25 protein-coding genes and 1 pseudogene are annotated in these 24,419 nt (G+C 61.7%); 14 read left to right on the top strand and 12 right to left on the bottom strand.

Going from position 1 to position 24,419, the window contains the following annotated elements; all coding sequences use genetic code 11:
- On the top strand, positions 1-284 hold a 284-nt coding region (locus AC0L3X_RS42100; protein WP_473317410.1), incomplete at its 5' end, for a hypothetical protein.
- 240 nt (positions 285-524) lie between these two features.
- Complete coding sequence (locus AC0L3X_RS42095; protein ID WP_354125518.1) at positions 525-1,271, top strand: DUF5131 family protein; 747 nt, start codon at positions 525-527, stop codon at positions 1,269-1,271.
- On the opposite strand, the gene AC0L3X_RS42090 is transcribed toward AC0L3X_RS42095, so the two are convergent.
- The 4 genes from AC0L3X_RS42090 to AC0L3X_RS42075 form a co-directional block, all read right to left on the bottom strand.
- The gene (locus tag AC0L3X_RS42090) at positions 1,261-2,091 is read right to left on the bottom strand and encodes a three-Cys-motif partner protein TcmP (protein WP_354096956.1); all 831 of its coding nucleotides are present in this window, start codon (positions 2,089-2,091) and stop codon (positions 1,261-1,263) included. The two genes, AC0L3X_RS42095 and AC0L3X_RS42090, sit on opposite strands and share 11 nt — an antisense overlap.
- Positions 2,092-2,093: 2 nt before the next feature.
- Positions 2,094-2,723, bottom strand: coding sequence for a hypothetical protein (locus AC0L3X_RS42085; RefSeq protein ID WP_354131599.1), 630 nt, complete (start codon positions 2,721-2,723; stop codon positions 2,094-2,096).
- Positions 2,724-2,742: 19 nt separating this feature from the next.
- Complete coding sequence (locus AC0L3X_RS42080) at positions 2,743-3,201, bottom strand: hypothetical protein (RefSeq protein WP_354123668.1); 459 nt, start codon at positions 3,199-3,201, stop codon at positions 2,743-2,745.
- 163 nt (positions 3,202-3,364) lie between these two features.
- The gene (locus AC0L3X_RS42075) at positions 3,365-3,778 is read right to left on the bottom strand and encodes a hypothetical protein (protein ID WP_253571249.1); all 414 of its coding nucleotides are present in this window, start codon (positions 3,776-3,778) and stop codon (positions 3,365-3,367) included.
- A 1,630-nt stretch (positions 3,779-5,408) separates the two neighbouring features.
- Here AC0L3X_RS42075 and AC0L3X_RS42070 point away from each other — a divergent pair.
- The 3 genes from AC0L3X_RS42070 (at position 5,409) to AC0L3X_RS42060 (ending at position 6,296) form a co-directional block, all read left to right on the top strand.
- Positions 5,409-5,537, top strand: coding sequence for a hypothetical protein (locus tag AC0L3X_RS42070; protein ID WP_283016701.1), 129 nt, complete (start codon positions 5,409-5,411; stop codon positions 5,535-5,537).
- 140 nt (positions 5,538-5,677) lie between these two features.
- The gene (locus tag AC0L3X_RS42065; protein ID WP_208088241.1) at positions 5,678-5,893 is read left to right on the top strand and encodes a hypothetical protein; all 216 of its coding nucleotides are present in this window, start codon (positions 5,678-5,680) and stop codon (positions 5,891-5,893) included.
- A 154-nt stretch (positions 5,894-6,047) separates the two neighbouring features.
- Positions 6,048-6,296, top strand: coding sequence for a hypothetical protein (locus AC0L3X_RS42060; protein WP_283016700.1), 249 nt, complete (start codon positions 6,048-6,050; stop codon positions 6,294-6,296).
- 39 nt (positions 6,297-6,335) lie between these two features.
- On the opposite strand, the gene AC0L3X_RS42055 is transcribed toward AC0L3X_RS42060, so the two are convergent.
- The 3 genes from AC0L3X_RS42055 to AC0L3X_RS42045 form a co-directional block, all read right to left on the bottom strand.
- Positions 6,336-7,577: a tyrosine-type recombinase/integrase gene (locus AC0L3X_RS42055; protein WP_283016699.1), complete on the bottom strand. Its 1,242-nt coding sequence runs from the start codon at positions 7,575-7,577 to the stop codon at positions 6,336-6,338.
- Between the two features lie 1,569 nt (positions 7,578-9,146).
- Positions 9,147-9,422: a hypothetical protein gene (locus AC0L3X_RS42050; protein ID WP_223154006.1), complete on the bottom strand. Its 276-nt coding sequence runs from the start codon at positions 9,420-9,422 to the stop codon at positions 9,147-9,149.
- A 94-nt stretch (positions 9,423-9,516) separates the two neighbouring features.
- Positions 9,517-10,101: a TetR/AcrR family transcriptional regulator gene (locus AC0L3X_RS42045; RefSeq protein ID WP_231142100.1), complete on the bottom strand. Its 585-nt coding sequence runs from the start codon at positions 10,099-10,101 to the stop codon at positions 9,517-9,519.
- Positions 10,102-10,264: 163 nt separating this feature from the next.
- Here AC0L3X_RS42045 and AC0L3X_RS42040 point away from each other — a divergent pair, with 163 nt between their 5' ends.
- Positions 10,265-11,239, top strand: coding sequence for an alpha/beta fold hydrolase (locus AC0L3X_RS42040; RefSeq protein WP_084795115.1), 975 nt, complete (start codon positions 10,265-10,267; stop codon positions 11,237-11,239).
- A 122-nt stretch (positions 11,240-11,361) separates the two neighbouring features.
- Here AC0L3X_RS42040 and AC0L3X_RS42035 read toward each other — a convergent pair whose 3' ends face one another.
- Positions 11,362-11,601 carry a hypothetical protein gene (locus AC0L3X_RS42035; protein ID WP_028152628.1) on the bottom strand — a complete coding sequence of 80 codons (240 nt, stop codon included), beginning with the start codon at positions 11,599-11,601 and terminating at the stop codon, positions 11,362-11,364.
- A 342-nt stretch (positions 11,602-11,943) separates the two neighbouring features.
- On the opposite strand from AC0L3X_RS42035, the gene AC0L3X_RS42030 reads away from it, so the two are divergent.
- From AC0L3X_RS42030 to AC0L3X_RS42020, 3 genes are all read left to right on the top strand, one after another.
- Complete coding sequence (locus tag AC0L3X_RS42030; protein ID WP_028152627.1) at positions 11,944-12,852, top strand: dihydrodipicolinate synthase family protein; 909 nt, start codon at positions 11,944-11,946, stop codon at positions 12,850-12,852.
- A gap of 144 nt (positions 12,853-12,996) precedes the next feature.
- Positions 12,997-13,968 (top strand): SDR family NAD(P)-dependent oxidoreductase, encoded by a 972-nt coding sequence (locus AC0L3X_RS42025; RefSeq protein WP_063982923.1) that lies wholly within the window; start codon positions 12,997-12,999, stop codon positions 13,966-13,968.
- A 310-nt stretch (positions 13,969-14,278) separates the two neighbouring features.
- A complete protein-coding gene (locus AC0L3X_RS42020) occupies positions 14,279-15,397 on the top strand; it encodes an alpha/beta hydrolase family protein (protein ID WP_063982924.1) in 1,119 nt (372 codons plus the stop codon).
- 116 nt (positions 15,398-15,513) lie between these two features.
- On the opposite strand, the gene AC0L3X_RS42015 is transcribed toward AC0L3X_RS42020, so the two are convergent.
- Entirely contained in the window at positions 15,514-16,020 is a 507-nt protein-coding gene (locus AC0L3X_RS42015) for a MarR family winged helix-turn-helix transcriptional regulator (protein WP_028152624.1), read from the bottom strand.
- 407 nt (positions 16,021-16,427) lie between these two features.
- On the opposite strand from AC0L3X_RS42015, the gene AC0L3X_RS42010 reads away from it, so the two are divergent.
- Positions 16,428-17,957 (top strand): porin, encoded by a 1,530-nt coding sequence (locus AC0L3X_RS42010; RefSeq protein WP_063982925.1) that lies wholly within the window; start codon positions 16,428-16,430, stop codon positions 17,955-17,957.
- A 268-nt stretch (positions 17,958-18,225) separates the two neighbouring features.
- Here AC0L3X_RS42010 and AC0L3X_RS42005 read toward each other — a convergent pair whose 3' ends face one another.
- From AC0L3X_RS42005 to AC0L3X_RS41995, 3 genes are all read right to left on the bottom strand, one after another.
- Positions 18,226-18,729 carry a GcrA family cell cycle regulator gene (locus tag AC0L3X_RS42005; protein ID WP_063982926.1) on the bottom strand — a complete coding sequence of 168 codons (504 nt, stop codon included), beginning with the start codon at positions 18,727-18,729 and terminating at the stop codon, positions 18,226-18,228.
- Between the two features lie 72 nt (positions 18,730-18,801).
- Positions 18,802-18,999, bottom strand: coding sequence for a hypothetical protein (locus tag AC0L3X_RS42000; RefSeq protein WP_007603456.1), 198 nt, complete (start codon positions 18,997-18,999; stop codon positions 18,802-18,804).
- Positions 19,000-19,199: 200 nt separating this feature from the next.
- Positions 19,200-20,141: an acetamidase/formamidase family protein gene (locus AC0L3X_RS41995; RefSeq protein ID WP_063982927.1), complete on the bottom strand. Its 942-nt coding sequence runs from the start codon at positions 20,139-20,141 to the stop codon at positions 19,200-19,202.
- Between the two features lie 232 nt (positions 20,142-20,373).
- Between AC0L3X_RS41995 and AC0L3X_RS41990 the strand changes: the two genes are divergently transcribed.
- The 4 genes and pseudogenes from AC0L3X_RS41990 to AC0L3X_RS41975 all read left to right on the top strand — a co-directional run bounded on the left by AC0L3X_RS41990 (position 20,374) and on the right by AC0L3X_RS41975 (position 24,282).
- On the top strand, positions 20,374-21,090 hold the full coding sequence (locus tag AC0L3X_RS41990; RefSeq protein WP_223154008.1) for a YdcF family protein: 717 nt from the start codon (positions 20,374-20,376) through the stop codon (positions 21,088-21,090).
- Positions 21,091-21,150: 60 nt separating this feature from the next.
- Positions 21,151-21,933, top strand: a complete 783-nt coding sequence (locus AC0L3X_RS41985) for a DUF169 domain-containing protein (RefSeq protein WP_354112944.1) — start codon at positions 21,151-21,153, stop codon at positions 21,931-21,933.
- Between the two features lie 9 nt (positions 21,934-21,942).
- Complete coding sequence (locus tag AC0L3X_RS41980; protein ID WP_354131598.1) at positions 21,943-23,121, top strand: saccharopine dehydrogenase family protein; 1,179 nt, start codon at positions 21,943-21,945, stop codon at positions 23,119-23,121.
- 5 nt (positions 23,122-23,126) lie between these two features.
- A pseudogene (locus tag AC0L3X_RS41975) lies at positions 23,127-24,282 on the top strand (saccharopine dehydrogenase family protein).
- Positions 24,283-24,419 lie beyond the last annotated feature (137 nt).

Below are 24,419 nucleotides of genomic sequence, written 5' to 3'. Positions count from 1 at the left end.
GCCTGACTGCCGGAGTCGTGCGGTTTCGTCGGAACTTGGCCAGCGCCGGAACCAGTAACGGGATCCATTGTGCTCGAACCACGTGGCGTCCGATTTTGCTGTGTCATCGGAACCTCCCTGACGAGTCAATTTTTTCGCTCGCTGCAGGTTCCAGCCAGCAGAGTCCGCTAGCAATCGCGGCTATGTCGACGCCGCCGGTTGAAGATCTACTGGCCGCGGGATGGCAAATTGGCGCGGATCGCGATGCGCGCAACGCGGAGGTGGATCTACTGCACATGATGTAAGTCCAGCGGCGCCGCCCAGCCAGCGATGGCCGGCATCACATAGGCGGCCATCGGTGCTGACGACGGTGACCGCGGATGGCGTGACGCGGCGCGCGGTGTGCATCGTTGGCGGGAGGATCGGGCGGGGAAGCCGGTGAGGCCGCAAGGAGAGGCGCGGAGGAGGGCGGCTGCCCAGGGAGTGCGTAGTTAACGAAATATCACCACTTTCTTGTGACTCTCTGGACTCTGAAGGGGAACTCCATGGCTGAAACCTCGATCGAGTGGACCGATGCGACGTGGAATCCTGTCGCCGGCTGCGCCATTCTCTCGCCCGGCTGCACCAACTGCTACGCCATGCGGATGGCCGCGCGCCTCGATGCCATGGGTGTTGCAAAGTATAAGGGGCTGACGCGAAAGAGCGGCGGCCGAGCGAAGTGGACCGGCAAGCTTTATCTGGATCGCAAGGCGCTCGACGCGCCGAAAGGCTGGGGTAAGCCACGCCAGATTTTCGTGAACTCAATGTCGGACCTCTTCCACGAAGATGTGCCGGCGGATTTCATTGCCGAAGTGTGGTCGACGATGGCGGCGACACCACAGCATACATACCAGATCCTCACAAAACGGCCGGATCACATGGCCAAGATCACCTCAGGTCTGCCGTTGTTGCGCAACGTTTGGCTCGGCACTAGCGTAGAGAGCGCGGACTATCTTGGCAGAATCGATGAATTGCGTGCGGTGCGGGCCGTGGTGCGCTTCATCTCGTTTGAGCCACTGCTCGGGTCTGTCGCCGATGCTAACCTCAAGAGAATTCACTGGGCAATTGTGGGCGGCGAGAGTGGTCCGAAGGCTCGGCCGATGGATGCTGAGTGGGTTCGCGAAATCGAGTCCGCATGTCGCCGCTACGACACCGCATTTTTCTTCAAGCAGTGGGGCGGCAAAAATAAGAAGGCTGCTGGGCGCACATTGAATGGGCGGACCTACGATGAGATGCCTTCAGCTACAGCTTGAAAAAATCACCTTGTCCTTCTGGGTTGGCAGCCGTCTTCCAAAATTTGTGCGCGAGCTCGTGCTTGGCTACCAGAAGCAGCCAGTAGAGGTGCTGGCCACCACTATTTTTTAGGAGCTTCATTTCGGTGGATGCCTTGGTACCTAATCCAGATACGAGGTCTCTCCAATGATCGATAATCTCGCCGCGGATGCCACGCTGAGCCTGATCAGCGTCGATTACATCTTTCCAGCCTGGGGCGAATCTGTCGAACTCTGATAGAGCAGATCCGATGTTTTCGTCTAGGTTTCGTTGAAGGTCCATTTTGCTGAGGTGAACCAGCATATCCATTCGAGTTCGGCGCGAGAGCGTCCTGAAGATGTTGATGTCCAGGGCGCCCAAGCTGTACGGATCGATGAATGCGAAGTGCAGGCCCTTCGGTTCTAAGCGCTTCAGAATTGCGAGCGAAGTATCGACGGCTTCGCCACGGATAGCGGCCACAGGTGCGCCAAGCGCGCGCAGACGCTTTGTCGCAGCGTTGAGCCGTTCCTCATCCATGTCGGCGATATACATTTGCGAAAAAGGCGCCTTGCCGGCTACGCTCTTCCGCCACGCGGCAACGCAGCTTCCGTCAATGAAAGCGCCGGTGGTTTTAATCTTTGAGCGACCTGGTCCGCAAAATAAGTCGATGTAGGTAGCGCCGGCCTTTCCTGGGGCGATAAACTTGGAGCGAGCTCCACGCGAGATGTCGATGTATCGACAAAGTAGATCCTGCTTCTCTTCTGCCCAGGGTCCCACCTCTTCGGCGGGGAATCCATCGTCGCCGGCAACAAGCTTCCCCATGGCTACCTCTGCGATGTTGGCAAACGAGGTGGGGAGACACCTAGAGAAGTCCGCAGGTAGATGGAACTGAAAGCAGCTTCTACCACGCGCGAGCCGTCTAAGACGTAATGCCGCTGATCGCCAACTTCCCCGAAGGACGCTTCAGGACCCCACTGAAATCCTTTACAATCGATCGTCAGATCGAGCGTGGACTTCGCTTGTCGAAGCCAGATAGGATGGAATGTCTCCTTGAAGTGATCTTCCTTGAGAGTTACGACGATATGGAGCGTGGTCTCGTCGACCATGTTCTCGTCAGGCGTCCACACCATAGCTTTGATGTAGTCTTTTGAGCTCTCGTGGCATTTGAGCGTAATCCGCCTTACCGCACCCAAAAATTTGGTGCCGCGAAATGCGAAGGTTCGAGAGTTTACCTCCGACATAGATCCGTTGATGTAGCGACGAACGCGAGGCTCTTCCGGGTTTTCGTCTCGGTGCCCGCGAAATGGCCACTCGATGCCAGCTCTCACGGTTAGTTCAGTGCTTTGAAGTATTAATAAGCAGTCTGACTCTTCCAGTTCATAGTTGAATGACTCGGCCCCCAATAAGCGGATGCCTTTGTCGGCAGGTTCGACGGTCTGCGCCCTATCAAACATCGACCAGCTTGCCCATGCTTTAGTCCCGCGTGAAGCCGGCGCACAGCCAGCCAAGAAGCCAAAACAACCCAAAGCTAAGAGCCGAGCACACTGTGGTAGTGCCGAGCCCGATGAAGAACGGACCTAGGAAGAATTCCATAGGGGCAGGCGCGTTTGCTGCCGCTATGGCTACCTCGGCAGGGGTGCCGCCGTAGCCAGGGCCGAAGCACCCCGATCCGTCGTAATCGATTTTCGACTTATCGTATTCACGCATTTTGACGGGCTGGCCGGCGGATAGCTTGTCGTAAACGCACTTTGCCTGTCTGTATCTGCCGTCAGCGGAAGATTGTTGATCGATTGCGATCACAATCGTCGTTATCACGCCGACGATTCCAACGAGTCCCGCGACGACGATGCCAACCCGCTGGAAGCCCCGGATAAAGCGGGCTCCAGCTGACAATGGCGGTTTCGGCGTAGCGATTGGTCCGATCTCTCTCATGTGGGCCGTAGCTGATAGGTGGGCGCGCGTCTGCCACGGCCCAGAGGAAGGTAGTCAAGCAAGCAACGGAAAAATCTTCCGTTGCTTTCACCAGGGAGACGGCCAACACGGCGCAGCGCCCTGTTTCGGATTGAGCGCGTCGTACACCCGCACGCCTGTTTAATCAAATAACCGGACAATTCTGATCGCCGCCGGCCCACGCCAATAACAGCGTTTTGTATCTCTCGCTTGCCAGGGTATTGCCTGAACGAACCGTCAGCTTTGAGCCGGCCGGCTGCTTATCTACACGGGCTGAGACGTAGTAATTGCGTGTTCCCATGTTGATCAAGGAAAGTGTTAGCTCTCCATAGCCGAGTTCTGAATACAATTCCGAGTCGACCGCAAAGGATGCGTAGGCGCCGACGTTACCGGCAAAACAACGCTTCGCAGTCGTCGAAACTCTCCGATAAATTTCTTGGTAGTTTTCGGGATATGTCTGGACGATCGGTGCAGCTTTAGCTTCGAGTTCGGCCGGTGTCGAAGAACAGCCCGCAAGTAGCAATGTGGCGCAAACCGCCACGATTCCCAAATTACGCATATTGGTCCCCCAGACCCAAGGCGCCACCATAGAGCGAGGGAGGTGGGGAGGGCAACCGCCTCGGATTGGACTTTAGACCGATTTGTTGCGCTAAGCTCGGCTCATGGCCGAGTCGATTGACTGGACCGACGACACCCCACGCCGCCTATCGGTAATCGCCAAGCTCGCCTTCCCTGATGGAGGGATGACCGCGAGCAGCCTAAGGCGAGAGGCCGAGCGAGGCCGGCTCGCCGTTGAGCGCACCGCAGGGAAGGATTTCACGTCGTTTCAGGCCATCGCGGAGATGCGAAAGCTGTGTCGCGTTGAGCGGAAGGAAACACCCAGCTTCCCCCATGGGGCGTTTTCGGTAAAGCGGTCGGGGGCATCGTGGGTTGTCGATGACGGGGCGGGTGAGACATCTAGGCTGGATGCGCTGCACAAGCAGCTATCGAAGAGACCTAACGTCTAGCCGTAAAATCCCACGATAAAACGGATGGCAAAGAACGCCCCAGCGGCGACGGTCGCTGTCGCGCCGATCGCAAGCATCACTCGCAAGCTCTCGTCCATGGTACCTCGCATACAAGACGGCCCCCGCGGGGCAACGCGGAGGCCGCTGTTGAGACGCCTCAGGCCGGGGAAACCTGAAGCAAGAGATCAATCTCTGGCCCGCAGGATGGTTCCTGTGCCTTTGACGGCGAAATGCGAATCAGCTCTCGGCGTTAGGGTATCTTGACGCGCAAGGCAGCGAGGCCTGCTGGCGTGATCCGGTACGCCCCCGCCGTGCTCCCACGCTCAATCCAGCTCTTCGACAGCATGTTTGCTATGGTGCGCTGACCGGTGGGCTCAAGGGCTCTCAGTGTCAGCTCGCGACCCGCCCGCAGTTTCTGCAATGCATCTCGCTCCGAGCTGGTCGGCAGGTGGCTGGCGCGGGCTGGCATCTATTTCTTGGCCTTCAGTCCGAGTCGCCCTTGGGTTAGAGCGGCATATCATTGATCGGCTCACGCGGCTTGCTCTGCGTAACTCGTACGGCTTAACGCGCGATCGTCAAAGCGAGTAGGTGGTAATCACTGGAAGCTTGCCGGGTTGGGCTTGACGCCTCGCGTTCTCTAGCGCTTTCAGCCGCTCGGTGGGTGACCGCCCCTCCAGCCATCTGGAAGTGATGACGGTCCCAGAGACCACATAATCTCCGCATGCAGCGCAGTGAAAACCATCGCCGTCATGAGTTTTCGGTAGCGGCTCAGCAAGTTTCCCGCAGACTGCGCAACGCATCGCTTCACTCCAGTTTGAGTTGGCGAGACCAGGGCGCGCTAGAATCGGCGAGACCATTCGTCCAGCAGTCTTTCGATCTTGATCAATAGCGCCATTTCAGCCGCGCCAGCCTCGATCTTTTTCTTCGAACGTCGGAGAAACACCGTTAGATCATCAGCAAAGTCAAAGGGTCTACGTGGTGATGTGGATTTAGCCAACTTCCAATAGGGCAGTCAAATGAGCCGGACGACAGTGGAAGTAAATGACTGACTTAGATCTTAATGCTAGCGCGGGTATCGATCTCTCCACGCATTTCTGTGCAAAGACCTACTATACCGGCCTAAGAGACGCGGGCTGCGACCCCGTCGTTTACGCTCTTCACATCCATCTCGGGGAGTCCTCGGTGAGCAACCTCAACAAATGGGCTGCGCGGCACGATCCGGACGGCGCGCTGAGGCTGGAGTGTGCGCGCGCTGCGTGGGCCAAGCGGACTTCAGACGACGAGATCATTGCGCTCGGCATCCGTCAGTAGCTGAAAGGTCACTGGCCCGCCTCAGCGCAAGTTGGGGCGGGCTTATTGTGCTACTTAGCTTTGTCTTCTGCTGATATTGCGGATTCCATGCTAAAATCGAACAGCAATTTTTCAGTAAATATTTCAGGAGGGGTCCCGGAATGACTAAGCTGATTTTGATTGCTTTTGTTGCTTTGGTTCTGACCGCCGCCGTTGGACAGGCTCAGCAGGGCGCGCTTCGCAACCCGCAAAAATGGGAGAAGTGCCGGCAGCTCGCTACCGAACGCGGCTTTTCGAGCGCAGGCGGAATAATGAAGGGACAAGGTCGCGCCAAGAGAGAGTTTGTGCGAGCCTGCATGCAGGGGAAGCAAAGCTAACTGGCGATTGCTGCGCTAAACTATATCATCGGCGGCCGGTCGTACCTGACACCCATCGAGCCCGCGCCGCCGAGGCCCGCTCCAGTCGCGAAGCTGGGGCGGGCTACCGCTTTCCCCGGAAGCGCGCTAAGCGTGCACCAGCAGGGGACGTCACATGTCAGACAAGGCCCGCGAGTTTATCGATTTCTGGGCTGAGAACAGCATCCACGCTGTCGAGCAGTACCGGACTGCGGGCGCGTCGCAGGATGTGGCGGAACTAACGCGGCGTCTCATCGGAGCTGCCAAAGGGCAGGGCATTTCGGAGGCCGATTTGCGGGCGGCGATTGGCGACATCGCCGCCTACATCGAAGAGCTTCTGAGGGCTGCGAACACGGCTGAAAGCGAGCGACGTCAGTCTACGTAGGTGCGCCGCAACCCTTGCGGATGGTCAGTCTCCTTCGCGCTATTTCCCGTTCAGTGCAGCAGCGATCTTGCCGCCGATGGCCTCCACCGCCCGGCGCGCCGCCTCGTCAGCCAAGTGAGCGTAACGCTGCGTCGTGCTGGGATCGGCATGACCGAGGAGGGTACCGATAACCGGCAGGCCCATCTGGTCGCCGATTCCAACGCTGGCAAAGCTATGCCGCAAGTCGTGGATCCTGACGCCGCTCACACCAGCCCGCTTGCAAATGGCAGTCCATGGGCGCTTCAGGTCTGCGCGCGGTTTCTCATTCTTAGTCCCGGCCGATTCGCCGGCAATCACAAATGCGCCCAGCCTGGTCAGGGACTTGATGATGTCGAGAGCGGCGGTCGGTAGGTAAATCGTTTTCTTGCCGGTTTTGCTGTCGGCCAACCGCAACACACCGCGGTCCAGATCAACTTCAACCCAGCGCAGGTGCAGAATTTCCCGCAAGCGAGCGCCCGTGAGCATGAGCAATCTGACGGCCGCGGTGGCATAAGGTGACATTTTCACAAGCTGCCCCACAGGTGCATGCTTGGCGTCCCCTGCATCTACCGGCAGGCCCACGGTCTCGGCCTCTATCATGGCGTTGCCGATCGCCAGCAGCTCGGCGGTAGTGAGGAAGCGTTCGCGACCCTCTTCCTCGTTTAACTTGACTCCGGACGCCGGGTTCATGCCTTCCGGCACGTGACCGTGGCGTGAGCCCCAGCCGTAGGCCGCAGACACCAGCTTGATTGCCCGATTGGCGGATACGCGGGCCTCGCGCGACATCAGGGCGTGCGCGCGTTGTACATCAACCCGTGTCAGCACCACTGCCTTGGTTGAGCCCATCCGAGGCTTAACGTGCTTCTTGTGCAGCATGCGGTAAAGGCCGGCGGTGGACGCTTTTTTGTGCTCGGCGACGTATTCCTCGATGTATTTTGAGACCAGTTCCTCAACCGTCAGGCTGGCCCGCTCGTCGCTTCGGTTTTGAGCAAGGTCCTTTCCCAGTGCAGCGTTAGCAATCGCCTTACGGGCCGCCTCGCGGGCCTCATTGGCCTTCAGGGTGCCGACCCGGCCCAGCTTTAATCGCTTCTTGCTGCCGCCGGCTACGGGGCGGAATTCGGCGAAATATGTGCCCGTGCCCGTGGTGGTGCGATAGAGCCCGAAGCCAGCCAGTTCATCGTCGAAGTAAAAGGTTGTTTTATTCGGGACCGCAGACTTCATCAGCGCGGCTACGCTATCGGTCGAAATCCTGATCTTGGCCATGCCCCACCAAATTTATAGCCAGTATGTAGCCAGCAGTCTGGCTATTGCTCCGAAAAAGGCAAGTGGTCATTGGTTTGATTGTGTTGGATTTGTAGGGGTTTTCTACGTTTCATCCAACGTCAGGAATGGCTATAAAACAGGTCGTTTATAACTGGGAGACTAGGGGTCGGAGGTTCAAATCCTCTCGCTCCGACCATTTTTTCCAACTCATCGGTGGATTGACCGTCGGCGTGGAGCCTGCTCCCGCTGCGTGACGCATGCGCGACGACCGGTAGCGGGCGGCTGCTTCTGGGGGCGGAAAATTAAAATGTCGAAAACAACCCCATGCACAGTAGCGAACCCATTGGCGAATTATGTTTTTCCGAATCGATTTGACGCGTCGGGCAAAACAGGAGCATGATGTCACCATGCCAGCCTGTGGGACGGGGGAATATTCACGACAGCTGCTTCAATGCATTGCGTCGCAGGGACTTGGGAGGCGCGACGTCCGGAGCGGAGTTGTCTTCTCCCCGCGCTATGATGTGTAACCTGTCCTGGCGGCAAGCAAGTAGCGTCCGCGCCGCGCGAGTTTCACGGTAGTCAACCTCCCGGTTGCGAAGGCGCTCGGCCTGGTGCTTCCAACGTCCGTTCTGAGCCGCGCAGACGAGGTGATTGAATGACATCTTGCTGATGAAGTTCACCAGACCTCATGTCTTGCGTCGGGGGTTGCTAGGATGGGTAGGTAGTCCGCTGCCCTTGGCGAGGTCGCGGACAGGTTTAAACGGTTTGGTAAGAATGGAGTCTTGATACTGGGACGGGCTTGGGGACTCACGGGGTCCCTTAGATGGAGCGTTCAGCGCGATCCAAACGAAAAGTAAGTCGAAAGCGCTGGGTTGTTTGTTACGGTAATTTTTCTATTGAATGTCGAGACGAAGATGGCGCGAAGAATTTGGCAGCCAAGCTCCGTAAGCGCCGATACCGTGTCACAGCCCGGACAGCCGATGGCGTCTCACCTTCGTGGCGAGTAGAGCCAGACGAAATCGACGAGTGGATATCTTCACCCACGCGCCCTAGTCGCTCGCCGCGGGTTCGGCCTACGAAGAATCGATGATTTGCGAAACACTCGAGTTGGATCGCGGCTTCAGCACGTTGGTTTCGCCCGCGTCTAGTTCAACTTCGGACACACTCTAGCCCCGATTTGGCTGCTGGAATGCTGGCTCTCGCGACTCATCTGGAGTTGCAGCCAACTTGGGTCGAGATTGGTTCCGCAGGAGGAACGAGCGCTCCTGCAGCTATCCAGCGATCGGTCTTGCGTGTGATCCATCGCAAGGCCTGTGAAGGCCCCGGTCTTCCCCATTGGCTGGGGCCTTCCTTTTGCGCCAGATCACAAAGATATTGGCATCGCGGCGTCTGAGGAACGACTCTCCAAGGGAGAGATTGAAAAATCGGTCTGTGGCGAATCTGGACCTCCTCAAGGTCTCGCCATCCACCCGGAACGGCCCCACCGTCTGACGCGCGTTTGGCGATGGGCCGGTTTTCGTAGGTATTCACTCAACTCCCGCCGGCTCACAAAGTCGGCGGGGTTTTTAGCTAGCCGTCTTGGCATCGGACTCCGAAGTTGTCGCAGGTGCGAGCGAAGGCATCTGTAGCATTTGCGTCTTCAAAGCAAAAAAGTGTGCCGACGTCGGCACGATCGATCCACCAGTCGACCTTGTTCGCCTTCGCAATGCGGGAAGCCTCTCCGCGCAGTAGGTCGAGCTGTCTTCCGGCGGCATGGACTATCAGGCAATTTTTCTTGGGCATATGTTTTGTCCTCAATAGGAAAGCTGAATTGATCGCCATCAAAAATGGAAAACTCATGGCCATGGGCTCGGCTCAATGCAGCCCGCAGATAAATCAACTGCTTAGCAGGATGCCCGCTCTCCCGCGTAGAGCGGGCATGAGGCGACGTTTTCGCAAACTACCTCAAATACCCCACCACCATCCGTGTCGTCTCATCCACCAGCGTCCTCACCATCTTCTCCGAGAGCATCTCGGCCTGGTTCAGCACCGTGTTGTGCGCGACCGCCTCGATCGCACTGACGCAGATGAAGGTCGCCAGTCCCGGGTCGATCTTGCGCATCTCGTTGCGGCGGCTTTCGAGATAGGCGCGCACGAGGGTGTGGACCTCGCGGTTGAAGGCTTCGACGTCCTTGAGCTGGCCGGTGCGCGGGATCTGCTCGGCAAGCACCCGATGTAGTTTGGGATCGATGCGGTGGGCTTCGATCGCGACGGTGACGAGGCGGCGCACGGCTTTGTCGATCGGCAGGTCGGCGACCTCGGTGAGGGCGGCACGGACGATGCCCATGATCTCCTCGTTGTGACGGTCGATCACGGCGGCGACGAGCGCCTCCTTGCTGGGAAAATACTGGTAGAGCGAGCCGACGCTGACGCCGGCGATTTCGGCGATCCGGTTGGTGCTGGCTTTCTCAAAGCCTTCGCGGACCAGAATGCGAGCGGTTGCCTCGACCAGCGCGTCGACGGTGGCGCGCGATCGCGCTTGCAAGGCATTTTTCCGGGGTTTTGTCGGCGGTTTGCGCGCCATGGGCCTGTGATCCGAATGCGAGTAGGAAAAGCGAGCGAATGCTCGCATTATATCCGCATGTGGCGGCGGTCGACACAAGCCTTTTCGTGCCCATACGAAGAGCCCGGTCTGGAGGAGACCTGACATGAGCGTTGCAAAGATCGCATCGGCCTTCCAGTTTTGTCCAGGCGGCCGGCTGTTGGGGATGCGGCCACCCGGCGATCCCGCGCCGAGCCTGCAGAGCCGTTGCTTCAACGCGCTGTTGCGGCAGCTTCCGTTCAAGAAGCACCTTGCCTCGGCCGAGGCCGTGCAGGCGCATGTGCAGAAACTCGCATTGCAGCCGGCCTCCTACGAGCCGACGGGTTTGGGCCGCGGCGTCGAGGTGACGTTGACCAAGATGGGCGGATGGCCGGTCTATTACACGGCGCCATCATCTGGCCATGAGGGCTGCAACCACGTCATGTTCTTGCACGGCGGTGGCTTCATCAACGAGATCGTGCCGGCACATTGGCGCTTCGTCGGCCAGATGACGCGCAGGGCGCGCGTCGTCTGCGTGGTGCCGATCTATCCGCTTGCGCCGCATGCCACCGCCAAGGATCTCGTGCCGGCGACGGCCGAACTGTTGCGGATGCTGCTGGAGGATGTCGGGCCCGCAAAGGTCACGGTGGTCGGCAATTCCGCCGGCGCGGGACTGGCGCTCGCTGCCTGCCAGTGGCTGCGCGACCGCGGGCATCGGCAGCCGGGCCGGCTGATGCTGATCTCGCCGGCGGCCGATGCATCGGTCAGCCGTCCGGAGCAGGTCGAGATCGCAGGCCGCGATCCGATCCAGGACATTCCGGGGATCATTGAGGCGGGGCGGCTCTATGCCGGCGAGCTCGATGTCGGCCATCCCTTCGTCAGCCCGCTCAACGGCGCCTTCCGTTCGCTCGCGCCGATGACAATCTTCTCGGGCACGCGCGATCTGCTCTATCCCGATAGCGTCGATCTCGCGGAGCGCGCGAGGGCGGCGGGCGTGCCGGTCGAGCTGCATCTGCTCCGTGACCAGCCGCACAATTTCGCGCTGATGCCGACGCCGGAAGGGCGACAGGCGCGTGCGATCATTCTGCGTGCAGTGGCTTAAAGGGAAGGCGTGATCGTCGTCACTGGGGCGCGCCGCCGCAATGGGGTCTGGCGCTAGCGGTGCCCGCGCGGAGAGACCAGGCTACCTCCGGGGCGTTTCCTCATCCGTAGTCTTGCGGGGCCTTAGGCGTGGCCCTTGATCTCGTAGTGACCCGGCACGCATTTGTAGCGCTCGAGGCGCCAATTGGCGTGATAGATCGGATGCTCGCCCATCCATTTGGCAAGCGGGGCCTGTGCGCCGATCGCGCACTGCATCATCGACATCTCGGGCGTCATGTTGCTGTCGGTCACGATTTCCTCGATGCAACTGCCTGAGCTGGCTGCGCTCAGCCGGCAGAGCACGGCAACCACGGTCACGAACATTCCTGTCACCTCATCGGTAGTTTCAGACCACGAAGAGGATGCAAGCGGAGTGCCAGAGCCTGTGACACAAACAACACGCTGACCTAGCCGACTCGACCCAGCGTCCACCTCCATTTGGTGATTCGGATTGTAAAAAAATTGCCCCTAAACCGAAGCCGGGCAAATACGGGGAATCCCCAAGGAAAAGGGCGAGGAAGGATCGCAGGAATGAGCGATTGTGGGGGCAGCGCCGCGCGAAGCGCCCCTTCACAAGGCCTGCGCAGCCGATAGGCTCGAAAGCGGGCGGATACTCGTCAAGAGAGCGGGACCGCCGCAGGACCAAAGGAAACGCGAGGGTAGACCATGAAGGCACGACCGACCGGCGTGATCCCGCCGATGACGACGCCGTTCCGGAAGGACGGCGAGATCGACCTTGGGCTCGTGGCGCCCCAGGTCGACTGGATGATCGGCGCCGGCGCGCATGGCGTCGCGGCCGGCGGCTCGACCGGCGAGGGCCACACGCTCGATCACGAGGAATATCGCGACCTGATGGCCGCGACGGTCGAGGCGGTGAAGGGACGCATTCCCGTGATCGCCGGCATCATCGTGGACTCCACGCGCGATGCGATCCGTCGCGGCAAGCTCGTGCGCGACATGAATGTCGCAGCGCTCCAGGTCACGCCGGTGCATTATCTGTTCAAGCCCGATGACGAGGCGATGGTCGCGCACTTCCGCGCCATGGCTGACGAGACCGGCATGCCCATCATCATCTACAACGTGGTGCCGTGGTCCTATCTGTCACCGGCGCTGCTGGTGCGGATCATGACCGAGGTGCCGCTGGTGGTCGGCGTCAAGCAGAGCGCGGGCGATCTCAAGCTGTTCGCGGATCTCATGATGATGGCGCCGGACAAGCTGATCTACAGCGCGGTCGATGCCCTCATGTATCCGTCCTACACGCTCGGCGCCCATGGCTCGATCGCCGCGATCCTGACCGCGGCGCCGCATGCCTCCGTCGCGCTGTGGGATGCGGTGAAGGCGGGCGACCATCCGCGCGCGCTCGACCTGCACAAGAAGCTGTTGACGCTGTGGAACGCCGTGATCGCCGACAATCTGCCGGCCTGCACGCGTTACGCCCAGACGCTCCAGGGCTTGCCCAGGACCTATCCGCGCGCACCGATGCCGGAGGCCTCGCCGGCGCAGCAGGCCGCCACCCGCAAGGCGCTGGAGGCACTCGGCGCGTTGAACGGGGTGCGTGTCGAAGCGGCCGAATAGTCCGCCGGCCGAAATTATCGATGTCCAATTGCAGCGCCGATCCGCTTTTACCTGCGGATGCGGCGCTGCTACATTTTGCGCGCGCCGCGATGCGCGGCGCTAGCTGTGAAGAAACATACCGACAAGGGGAGGGACCGAAGTCCCATGAAGGATTTTGCAGGAAAGATCGCCGTCATCACCGGCGGCGGCACGGGGATGGGACGCGAGCTCGCACGGCAGCTCGTCGCGGAGGGCTGCAATGTCGCGATGTGCGACGTCTCCGAAGCCGCGATGGCCGAGACCAAGCGGCTCTGCGAGGTCGAGAAGCTGCCGCAGGGCCTGCGGGTCACGACCCATGTCGCCGACGTCTCGATCGAGGACCATCTCAAGCGGTTTCGCGATGAGCTCGCCGAGCAGCAGAAGACCGACCGGATCCATCTCCTGTTCAACAATGCCGGCATCGGTGGCGGCGGCAGCCTGTTCACCAATACGCGCGAGCAGTGGGAGCGCACCTTCAACATCTGCTGGGGCGGCGTCTATCTCGGCGTGCGCACCTTCCTGCCGATGCTGGTGGCGGCGGACGAGGCCCACATCGTCAACACCGCGAGCGTCAACGGCTTCTGGGCCTCGATCGGCATGGGACAGGCGCACACCGCCTACAGCTCGGCCAAGTTCGCGGTGAAGGGATTTACCGAAGCGCTGATCAACGACCTCCGCCTGCACGCGCCGCACGTCAAATGCTCGGTGGTGATGCCCGGCCATATCGGCACCTCGATCGTCTCCAATTCGCGCAAGGTGCAGAGCGCCGACGGGTCGGAGCGGCTCAATGCCGACGAGGTCGCGCTGACCCGCAAGCGCATGGTCGCGGCTGGCGTGCCGGATGCTGACAAGATGTCGGACGAGGACATCCAGGCTGCGTTCGCCGAACGCGCCCGCAGCTTCCTCGAGGACGCGCCGACGACGGCTGCGCAGGCCGCGAAGATCATCCTCGACGGGGTCAAGGCGGACCGGTGGCGCATTCTTGTGGGCGAAGACGCAAAGCGCCTTGACGAACGCGTGCGCGCAACGCCGGAGCAGGCCTACGACCGCGCCTTCTATGAAAGCTTTACGCAGGAAGTTGGCTGGCGGCTCGGTTGATTCGGTTTGGCTGAGACTATCAACGAAACGTCCGCGTATCTGGGTATGACGACCATCATGGCAAGAGGTGCGGACGTATTATTACACAGGTAATTTACATGTTACGCAGGTAACTTTACGTGCCACCTCTTGCCACTTTCCGACGCCTTATGACGATTTGGAATGTCACGCATGCGACATGCTCCGTCGTTCAAGCAATGTTCAAGCGATGGTGATGTGAAACGGGTCTCATTCGGCGCACGGCAGCTTGGTTGGTGAACCAAAATAGTTTAGTCCATCAGGGGTAACGCCATCATAAAGCGTAGCTCCGATGATACCCGCATGCCTCTCCGACGACTGGATCCTCTGCCCGGAGAGAGAGGATATTTCCGCTGAATTCACGCGGCTCCTCACCGCGGCGCAGGAGGGTGGCGCCACCATCGCAGAATGCCTGATGATCGCGCGGCAGCTCAAGCAGGGCGGCGAGCAGTCCTGGCACCGCGAGTGGAAGCGGCTAGCGCAAGCCAACCGGCAGCGTGCCGAGGCGGCATTCGCGGAAGGCCACATGGCGACCGCGCAGCGCAACTGGCTGCGGGCAATGAATTACTACGGCGCGGCCGCGATGCCGCTGGACCAGGCCGACGAGCGCCGCTGGGTCGCGGTGCTCGCCATGCAGGAATGCGCGCGCCGCTTCCTCACCGCGCGCGGTCCGGCTGGCGAGGTCGTCACGATTCCCTGGGCCGATGACGGACACGTTTTGCAAGGCTATTTCCTGCCTGCGTCCCCGGCCGGCAAGCGGGCTCCGACCGTGATCTGCATCGGCGAGCCCGGACACCGCAAGGAAGAATTCCTGTTCAAGCTCGCGCCGCATGCGCGCGAACGCGGACTGTCGATGCTCGCGCTGGACCTGCTCGGCGACCAGCGTGACGACTATACCGACACGCTCCTGCAGCGCCGCGACCTCGAGAGCTCGATTGCCAGCGTCATGGATTATCTGGAGACGCGCCGCGACGTCGATTTCGATCGCGTCGCCATCGTGGCCGACGGGTGGGGCTCTTCCTTCGTCGCGCGCGCGGTGTTGCAGGAGCCGAGGCTCGCCGCGGCCGTCTGCGACGGCGGTCTGTGGGACCTGCACGAACGATCCTTCTTCGCCAGCCGCTTTGCGATGAGCGACCTCAGCATCGTCCCGGTGCCGTCGGCGCCGTTGATGGCCTCGAGCGTCGACTGTCCGGTGCTGATCACGCTCGGCGAGGACGGCTGGCTCAAGGCCGACCGGGCGCGCCAGATCGTGCAGAAGTCGCGACTCGGCAGCTCCGACATCGTGCTGAAGGTGTTCACCGCGCAGGAGACCGGCGCGGCGCAGGCCCATGCGGACAATCCCAGCCTTGCCAACGAATACATCTTCGACTGGCTGGAATCGCAACTGGGCGCCACGGGGCGGCGGATCTGAACGCCGCCTGCTGTCTTAAAGCGCGATGAGATTGGGATGAATCGTCATCGCGATTTAGGTTGTTGCTTGGGCATGATCTTTTCGGAAAACCGCTTCGCACTTTTCCGGATCATGTTTTAGTAGTCGAGGGATATCCTGACGCAGGCCTTTTCGAGCCGGGTCTTCAGCGTCGCCAGCTTGCCGGTGAATTCGGTCAGTTCGTTCTCGTCGAATTCCTGGAAGACGAATTCGCGGATCGTTTTGTACTGCTCGTTGAGGCTTGCGATGTGCTTCTGCGTCTTCTCGACCAGCGACAGCCGCACCACGCGGGCGTCGGTCGGCGAGGGCCGCCGCCGCAGCAGGCCCTTCTTCTCCAGCAGCTTGGACTGGGTGGTGACGAAGGACGGATCGACGTGGAGCAGCTTGGAGACCACGTTGACGGGCACGCCGTCGTCCTTGTCGAGGTCGGAGATCGCCATCAGGATCAGCCATTGCGGACCGCTGATGCCCAGCGTTCTCGCCCAGAACTGACGCAACTCCTCCAGATACATGTTGATCGACGAAATTTCCCAGGTGAAACGCCTGATGATATCGAGATTGCCGATGGAGCGGAGGCGCGCCCCTTCCTTCCTGGTCGCTGACACAGCGTCACTCCCGTGATCTGATTCTTTTCCGGCCGGTGTCTTGCACGGCCATAGTCCACGCAAGTCTGCCCTGACGCAAGTGCAGAGCAGGGTAATTTTGTCACTAAAACTACAAAGATGATCAGCTCAGCATATTCCCTCACTCGCGGTGTTGCGCGCGGGGCACAGGTTTAGTGAAACAACAAAGCTGACTAAATAAACTATTTTGATTAGCGGAACGGCGCAGGCATATTGGCCCGTGACGGTGGGGGGTACTCAATCGTCCCGTTGCAGGTGGTTCGCTCACGTCCCTCGCGTCGATGCGGGTGTGTCCAAAAGCGCGAAGCGGCCGAGCGGATTTGAAAAGACGGGGATCTGGGGGGCCTCACGGTCCGGTCTCCGTAAAATGAGCAACTTGGAGGTTTTATATGAAAGTGGTGAAGAGCCTTTTGCTCGGCACTGCGGCGGGTCTGATCGCCGTCGGCGGAGCACAAGCGGCCGATCTTCCGGTCAAGGCCAAGGCGGTCGAGTACGTCAAGATCTGCTCGCTCTACGGCGCGGGCTTCTACTACATCCCGGGCACCGACACCTGCATCAAGCTCGGCGGCTATCTGCGTGCTGAAGTCGCGCTCAATGCCGGCGGCAACTACAGCGCCGCCTACAACGGTGTTTCCGGCGCGAACAACCGCCTGTCGAACTACTATTTGGCGCGCGCTCGCGAGGACCTCAACATCGATACCCGTACCGCGACTGAGTACGGGGTGGTTCGCACTTACTTTGACGCGGTGTTCACCTGGACGACCGATAACTATACGGGAAGCGGCTCGGCAACAGGCGCGACCGTTTACTCGCAACTCGGAAGCACGGGCGTGTCTGCGCCGAACAACGCAAGCTCGGGCACGATCTCGGGTGGTACGCTCGGCGTCTACTATGCGTTCATCCAGTTCGCCGGCTTCACCATGGGTAAGTCCGTGTCGCAGTTCGACGCGCCCTGGACCAACTATCCCGGCAACAACTTCGACCAGCTCGTCGGTGGCAGCGGCTCCGTGAACGGCGTCGCCCAGTTCACCTACACGGCCGATTTCGGCCAGGGCGTGACCGCGACCGTTTCGGCGCAGGACCAGACCCAGTTCTTCACGACCAACATCTGGAACACCGCCGGCATGTCCACCAGCGGCGTCCTCGGCGGTGCTTACGGCTCGAACGATATCGGCGGCACTAGGTCGCCCGACATCGTCGGCATGGTTCGTGTCGACCAGGCCTGGGGCCTGTTCCAGGCGTCGGTGGCTGCGCACGACAACCACGTCGCCTACTACGGCGCGTCCGAAGTCACCGGTCATCCGGAAGACAAGTGGGGCTGGGCCGTTCAGCTAGCTCTGCAGATCAAGAACATCCCGACCGGTGCTGGCGACGTGATCAACATCTCGGGCGTCTATACCGACGGCGCGAGCCGCTACAACTTCCAGTCGCTGGCGGCGACCAGCTACTCGATGTTCGGCGGTTCGGGCAGCGCGTATCAGAGCATCGGCTTTGCCGGCGTGTCTGACGCGGTGTTCGGTCCCAACGGCCAGCTCGAGCTGACCAAGACCTACGGTTTCCGTGGTGCCTACACCCACAACTGGAACCCGTACTGGAATACGGCGCTCTACGGCGCGTGGGCTGCGGTCAACTACAGCGGCACGGCGAAGGGCCTGATCTGCGGCAGCGCTGCGTTCGCCTCGCTGACCGGCACCTGCAACCCGGACTTCAACATCGGCCAGATCGGCGTCATCACCCGCTGGACGCCGGTCAAGAACCTGACCTTCTCGGCTGACTTCGTCTACAGCCACCTCGACCAGAAGTACTCGGGCGTGATCACCACCCCGGCGCTGGCGTCGGTTGCCAAGCCTGCGGCAACCTACGAGCTGAAGGACCAGGACACCTACAGCCTGCTGCTGCGCGCCCAGCGCAACTGGTAAGCTGAAGACCGTTCCGATCTGATAGAGCCCCGGCGGGAAACCGCCGGGGCTTTTTCATGAAAGCGGCCTTCGGAAAATCCGGCAACACGTTGCAAACGACGAAGACGAGCTATGCGTATCGATCGCCCTCAAACTTATTTACTTACCTGAGTTGATCAGCTATCTTGTTTTCAGCCGATTACGAAAGTCACGGCTCTTAGCTTCATGCTAAGCCTCCAGAAACCTCCGGTGATGCCCCGCCGGAGGTTTTTCGTTTTGGGATTTTCCTTCAGCCGCGCATCACACGGGCGCGCGAGTTCGGCCGGTAGGCGAGGCGGCTGTGGCCGACGCAGTAGGACTGGCCGTCGGGCGCGGTATTGCCGCAGAAGCAGAAGTCGTCTGCGCCCGGCGTCGAGATCGGCCAGCGGCAGCGATTCTCGGCGAGCTCCAGCAGCGAGCAGCGGTTGGCATCGTCGATCGGACCCGCGACCACAGGTGTGTCGGTGTCGCCGTAGATCGTGGCGAGCATCTCATATTGCAGCCGCGGTACGGCTCTCGTCCCGCGCCGCGGCGCGAGGCTCCGCTCGAGCTTGCGCTCGTCGCTCGTCCTGCCGCGCGTGAGATTGAGCCGGGACAGCTTGCCGATCACCGCGTTGCGGCTGACGCCGATGTCGGCAGCGATCTCGCTGCAGGTGAGGCCGGCCTCGAAGTGCTGCTTCAGAAGCTCAATTCGTTCGTTGGTCCAAGTCGGTGAAGAAGCAGTCGGTGAAGAAGTTGGTGAGAGAACAGGCATTGTAACGGTCCCAGGTTGCAGATGTCGGCCATCCGCCTCTCGAGATCCGTCCGCCTCACGTCCGGCGCGCCCTCACGTTCTGCCGTTGTCGCGAATCGACAAAAGGCCGTCCTTGATGGCGAGACGGATGCCTTCCTCGATCAGAGTGCGTGCGACGCCGGGAACGCTGGTGCCGTGGGTGCCCTGTCTCACCAGTTTTTCCAGATAGGTGATGGTCGAGAGCGCCAAGGTTACGGGAATGCGGTCAGTCTCGGCTTTTTCGGTGGCCATGGCCCGAACGCTAGCCTCTTACTCGGGTACATAAAAGTAACGATTAAGACTCTATTTAGGTTCAGGGGTGGGAGTCAAATCCGGGCAAGACCGGTGTTTCAGCTCATTGGAATCGCTCGGGAAATCAGGCGCAGCGCCGCGCGCCGCGCGGGATGCCGAGCGGAGGCGGAGTGGAGACGGGTCCGGGCAGGCGGGTGTGGCTAGCCGTGCACGATCGCCTTTTCGATCATGCAATGGATGCCCTTGCAGCCGTTGACGGTCTGCGTCACCCGCAGGTCGGCGGCCAGGCTGCACAGCGTGTAGGCGTCCTCGCGCGACAGGTTTCGCGTCTCGCCGAGCAGCACGATCATGTCGCGCAGCGCGCGCACCGTACACTGGTCGAGGTCGGGGTCCATGGCCATGGTCATGTAATGCGTTGCCGTCTCAGCGCGCGGATAGTCGAACCTGAGGTCCTTGCGCAGCGTCAGGCGGAAGCGGCCCTGGAGCGCGGTCTCGATCGCGGTGACGCAGACCTCGCCGTCGCCCTGCACGCCATGGCCGTCGCCGCAGGAGAACATCGCGCCCGGGACGAACACCGGCAAATAGAGCGTCGCACCGGCTCCGAGCTCCTTGTTGTCGAGATTGCCGCCCATCGCGCGCGGCACGAGCGAGGAGATGCGGCCCCAGGCCGGTGGCGGCGAGACGCCCATCACGCCGAAGAACGGCTTGAGCGGCAGATCGAGGCCCCAGGGCATGCGGCCGACCATCCGCGACCGGTCGAGCGGGATGTTCAGGATGCGCGTTTCGTGGAAATCGTCGGGCAGGGTACCGGACAGCGGCTTGATCATGTTCCAGCCCCAATCCTGCCGGAGCTGGACGTCGAGGATCTCGACCGCGAGCACGTCGCCGGGCTCGGCGCCCTCGACTGCGATGGGGCCGGTGAGGATGTGGCCGGGCAGCATGCGCTCGTTTTTGGCGTGAACCTCGAACATCTCCGGCGGAATGTGAAATTTGGTGCGGTCGGGCAGCATGTCGGGCCCACCGCTGATGGTGTCGACCGTCACCTCATCGCCGCTTTTGACGGTGAGGACGGGTTTGAGCGCGGCTTCGAAGAAGCCCCAATGGCAGGTCTCGGGGCTTGAATGCAGGTGGTGATGGGTCATTGGCCGCGTCCAATCGGTTTCATCAGAACTCGTCATGAGAACCTGTTATGCCCGGGCTTGACCCGGCGATCGATCCTCTTTCAAGAAGATTTCTGAAGATGGACGGGCCGGTCAAGCCCGGCACGATCATTCCAGCGAGGCTCCCCTGTATTTCGTTCTTTCCAAGACCCTCGGCACCGCTCTGCTGCCGATCAATCTCCTGATCGAGCTAGGAATCCTGTCGCTGCTGCTGATGGCGACGCGGTTTGCTGCGGTCGGCCGCAAGCTCGCCGTGACCACGCTGGTGCTGCTGGCGCTGGTCGCGTTCTCGCCGATCGGCAATCTTCTGCTCTATCCGCTGGAGTCGCGTTTCCCGGCGTGGGACCCGTCGCGGGGCGCCCCCGACGGCATCATCGTGCTCGGCGGCTCGATCGATACCGATCTGTCGGCGGCGCATCGCACGCCCGTGGTTGCGCACGCGGCCGATCGCATGCTGGCGCCGGCCGACCTCGCGCGGCGCTATCCGAACGCGCGTATCGTCTTCACCGGCGGCTCGGCGAACCTGGTCGCGACGGAGGCGAGGGAGGCCGACTACACCGCGCCGATCCTGGAAAGCCTGGGCATACCGAAGGAGCGTCTGATCCTCGAGCGCGACTCCCGCAACACCTGGGAGAACGCGATCTTCACAAAGCAGCTGGTGACGCCGAAGCCGGGCGAACGCTGGCTTCTGGTCACGTCGGCTTTCCACATGCCGCGCGCGATGGGGATTTTCCGCAAGGCCGGGTTTGACGTCGAAGCCTATCCGGTGGATTGGCGGATGGGCGGGCGCGACGGGCTCTTCGCCTTCACCCGCAATGGGGCCGATGGTCTCGGCAAGACCGACGTCGCCGTGCGCGAATGGATCGGCCTTTTGGCGTATCGCATCATGGGGCGGACCGGCGAGTTGCTTCCGGGGCCGGGCAAGGACTAAAACGAGGGCCGCAAAACAAGAACAGAGTACCGGCGCGCGATCGCCGGTCGGGAGGACGCCATGCAGCAGCAGAGCGAAGACAGGATCGATCTTGCCGGGCTCGTCGCCGACCTCAACAGCCTGCTGCGGCTGAAGACGACGGTGATCGGCATGAAGCTGTTCGCGCGCACTGCCGACATGGAGGCGATCCCGAAAATCCGGCGGCCGAACGCGGTCCACACCACCGACCAGATCGTCAGCATGGCTGCACGTCTGGGCTGGACGGTCGGCATCACCGCCGACGATCTTGTCGGTGCGCAGTGTCGCGCCGTGATCGGGCTTGCGCCGCAGGACGAAAAATGGCTCGCCGGCGAAAACTATGTCGGGGTCTGGCACGGCACCGCTGAGGACGCGCGCAAGCGCCAGGAGGCGCTGGACGTGGTTCCGTTCGGGCAGTATCAGGCGCTTGCGGTCAGTCCGCTCGCGAGCGGGCGGCTCGATCCGCCCGACATCTGCCTGGTCTATGCGACGCCGGGGCAGATGATCATCCTGATCAACGGGCTGCAATATACCGGCTACAAGAAGTTCGAATGGGGGGTGGTCGGTGAGACCGCCTGCGCGGATTCTTGGGGGCGGGCGCTGAAAACCGGCGAGCCCAGCCTGTCCTTGCCATGCTATGCCGAACGGCGCTATGGCGGCGTGCCGGACGAGGAGATGCTGATGGCCTTGAAGCCCTCGCATCTCGCCAAGGCGATCGAGGGCATGAAGGCGCTGGCCAAGAACGGCCTGCGCTATCCGATTCCGCCCTATGGGATTCAAAGCGACGTCCGCGCCGGCATGGGCGTGAGTTACGCGAAGAAATAAAGGTCGATCATGAGCTCAGCGAAATTCGACATCGTCGTCTACGGTGCGACCGGTTTCACCGGCCAGCTCGTCGCCGAATATCTGACTCAGCATTACAAGGGTGACCACGCGCTCAAATGGGCGATGGCAGGCCGTAGCCTCGGCAAGCTCAAGTCGGTACGCGATGCGATCGGCGCGCCCGGGAATACGCCGCTGATTGTCGCGGATGCATCGGACGCGGCCTCGCTGAAGGCGATGGCGGAGCAGACGATGTCGGTGATCACCACCGTCGGCCCGTATCAGCTCTATGGCGAGGAACTGCTCGCGGCCTGCGTTGCCACCGGCACCGATTATTTCGATCTCTGCGGCGAACCGATCTGGATGCGACAGATGATCGACAAGTACGAGGCGGCCGCCAAAGAGAGCGGCGCGCGTATCGTGTTCTCATGCGGTTTCGATTCCGTGCCGTTCGAGCTCGGCGCGTTTGTCGTGCAGGAAGAGGCCAAGCGCGTGTTCGGCGCTCCGGCCTCGCGTGTGAAAGGCCGCGTGCGCGACATGCGCGGCACGCTCTCGGGCGGCACCGCGGCGAGCGCGAAGGCGACCTTCGATGCGGTCGCAAAGGACATCAGCCTGATCGCGATCCTGAACGATCCGTTCGCGTTGACGCCGGGCTTCACCGGCCCGAAGCAGCCAAAGGGCAACAGGTCGCTGCTCGAGGATGACCTGCAATCCTGGGCCGCGCCGTTCATGATGGCACTGATCAACACGCGCAACGTCCATCGCTCCAACATGCTGATGGGCTTTCCCTACGGCCAGGACTTCGTCTACGACGAGATGGTTCTGACGGGTCCCGGCGAGAAGGGCGAAGCCAACGCGCAGCGCGTGGTGGCAGCCAACGCCGAGAAGACCGGTCCGAACGCGCCGAAGCCGGGCGAGGGGCCCTCGAAGGAAGAGCGGGAGAACGGCCGCTTCGACCTGCTCTATGTCGCGATCGCGCCCGACGGCCGCATGGTTCGCGCCGGCGTCACCGGCGACCGTGATCCCGGTTACGGCTCGACCTCGAAGATGATCTCCGAATGCGCGATGTGCCTGTTGCGCGATGTGACAGACGTCCCGGCCGGATTCTGGGCGCCGGGCGCGGCGATGCAGCACAAGCTGATCAAGCGCCTGCGGGACAATGCTGGGCTGACGTTCGAGGTGGAAGCGTAAGGTCCGTGTCCGCGAAGTTCGACATCGTCGTCTACGGCGCGACGGGATACACCGGCCAGCTCGTCGCCGAATATCTCGCTGCAAGCTATGCCGGTGACGGCGCGCCGACATGGGCGATGGCCGGGCGCAGCAGGGACAAGCTCGCCTCCGTTCGCGATGCGATCAGCGCACCCGCTGACACGCCGCTGATCGTGGCGGACGCAGCCGATCCGGCTTCGTTGCGGGCGATGGTCGATCAGGCGAAGCTGGTCATAACCACTGTCGGTCCCTACCAGCTCTACGGCTCCGATCTGCTTGCCGCCTGCGTCGCGTCGGGCACCGACTATATGGATCTCTGCGGCGAGCCGATCTGGCTGAAGCAGATGATCGACAGGTATGACGCGGCGGCGAAGGCGAGCGGCGCGCTTCGATTCCATCCCGTTCGAGCTCGGTGCGTTCTTCGTGCAGGAGGAAGCCCGTCGCGTGTTCGGAGCGCCGGCGCCGCGCGTCAAGGGGCGCGTCCGCGACCTCAGCTGGAAGTTCTCCGGCGGCACCTCGGCGAGCGCGAGGGTCACCTTCGAAGCAGTCGCGCAGGATCTCAGCCTGGTGTCGATCCTCAAGGACCCCTTCGCATTCACGCCCGGCTTCGAGGGGCCGAAACAGCCGCGCGGCAACAAGCCCGTTTTCGAGGAAGACCTGCAATCCTGGTCCGCCCCGTTTGCTATGGCGACGCTGAACACGCGCAACGTCCATCGCTCCAACATGCTGATGGGATTCCCGTATGGCCGCGATTTCGTCTACGACGAGATGGTGCTGACGGGGACGGGGGACGAAGGGCAGGCCAACGCGAAGCTCGTCATGGCCGCCAATAGCGAAAAGACCGGCCCCAAAGCGCTCAAGCCCGGCGACGGGCCATCGAAGGAAGAGCGCGACAACGGTCATTACGACGTGCTCTATGTCGCGATCGCGCCCGACGGCCGTCAGGTGCGCGCGGCGGTGAAGGGCGATCTCGATCCCGGCTATGCCTCAACGGCGAAGATGGTTTCCGAATGCGCGATCTGCCTGCTGCGCGACACGCCTGATGTCCCGGCCGGTCTCTGGACGCCGGGCGCAGCGATGCAGCACAAGCTGATCAAGCGGCTGGTCGATCACGCCGGGCTGAGGGTTGAGGTGGAGAGATAGGCGCTTTTGCGTGCCTAAATGACGGTGTCGTGGGGGGGGGGGGGGGGGGGGGGGGGGGGGGGGGCGCGGGCGGGGGGGGGGTGGGGGGGGGGGGGGGGGGGGGGGGGGGGGGGGGGGGCGGGGGGGGGGGGGGGGGG

The sequence above is a fragment of the Bradyrhizobium sp. MI1.7 genome (genome assembly GCF_055811795.1).
The sequence above is the reverse complement of the archived record's forward strand: the minus strand, read 5'-3'. Positions and strand labels throughout refer to the sequence as shown.